This window comes from Actinocorallia lasiicapitis (assembly GCF_054778695.1).
Map to the genome: position 1 here is coordinate 1 of NZ_BAAGZI010000769.1, position 1,096 is coordinate 1,096.

Here is a 1,096-nt window from a genome sequence, read left to right on the forward strand (position 1 = left end):
CCTCGGCGGGCCGCCGCCCGTGCTGCCGCCGCCTCCGCCCGTCCCGGTGGGCGGGCTGACCGCGCCGCAGAAGGTGTTCATCCTGGTGCTGTCGCTGATCATGCTGGCGGCGATCCTCGCCGCCCTGACGTCCGGCGGCTGAGTTCTCCGACGATCGAGGAGTGGAATTGGACGCGCTGCGCACGGGCGACCCGGCGGTGCTGGGCGGTTTCACGCTGCTGGGCAGGCTCGGCGCGGGCGGCCAGGGCGTCGTCTACCTGGGACGGTCGCCCGGCGGGGAGCAGGTGGCCGTCAAGGCGCTGAACCCCGACGCGGTCGCCGACCCCGAGGCGCTGCGCCGGTTCGCCGGAGAGGTCGGGCATGTCCGGCAGGTCTCGTCGTTCTGTGTGGCCGAGGTGCTGGACGCCGACCTGACCGGCGAGCGGCCCTACATCGTCAGCGAGTACGTCGAGGGGCGCTCCCTCCAGGAGACGGTGCTGCTGGACGGGCCGCGCGACCCCGGCCGGCTGCGCAGGCTCGCCGTCGGCACGATGACGGCGCTGGCCGCGATCCACGCCGCGGGCATCGTGCACCGCGACTTCAAACCGCACAACGTGCTGATCGGCGCGGACGGACCGCGCGTCATCGACTTCGGGATCGCCCGCGTGTTCGGCGGCCAGCACACGGCCGCGGGTATGGTCATCGGCACGATCGTCTACATGGCGCCCGAGCAGGTCGCGGGCGGCGACATCGGTCCCGCCGCCGACCTGTTCGCGTGGGCGGCGACGATGGTGTTCGCGGCGTCGGGACGGCCGCCGTTCGGGACGAACGGCACCGCCGAGGTGATGTACCGGATCGTCAACGGCGAACCCGACCTCCCCGCGCTTCCCGCGGATCTGCGGGCCGTGGTCCTCGACTGCCTGGCCAAGGATCCGGCGGCCCGGCCGACCGCCAAGGAGGTCCTGCTCCGGCTGATCGGCGACGCCGACGTCCCGCCGACGGTGCCCGCGCCGCGCACCGGCGAGGAGACCGTCACCGACCCCCGCCCGGCCGGGCCCCGCTCCTTCGAACCCGCCACCGAGGTGTACGCGCCCGCGCCGACCCTGGCCGTCTCGGC

The 1,096-nt window shown here is 74.5% G+C and carries 1 protein-coding gene; it reads left to right on the forward strand.

From position 1 onward, the window contains the following. Window positions 1-167: 167 nt before the first annotated feature. A partial coding sequence (locus ACYVE7_RS34480) for a serine/threonine-protein kinase (RefSeq protein WP_460370826.1) occupies window positions 168-1,096 on the forward strand: 929 nt, incomplete at its 3' end.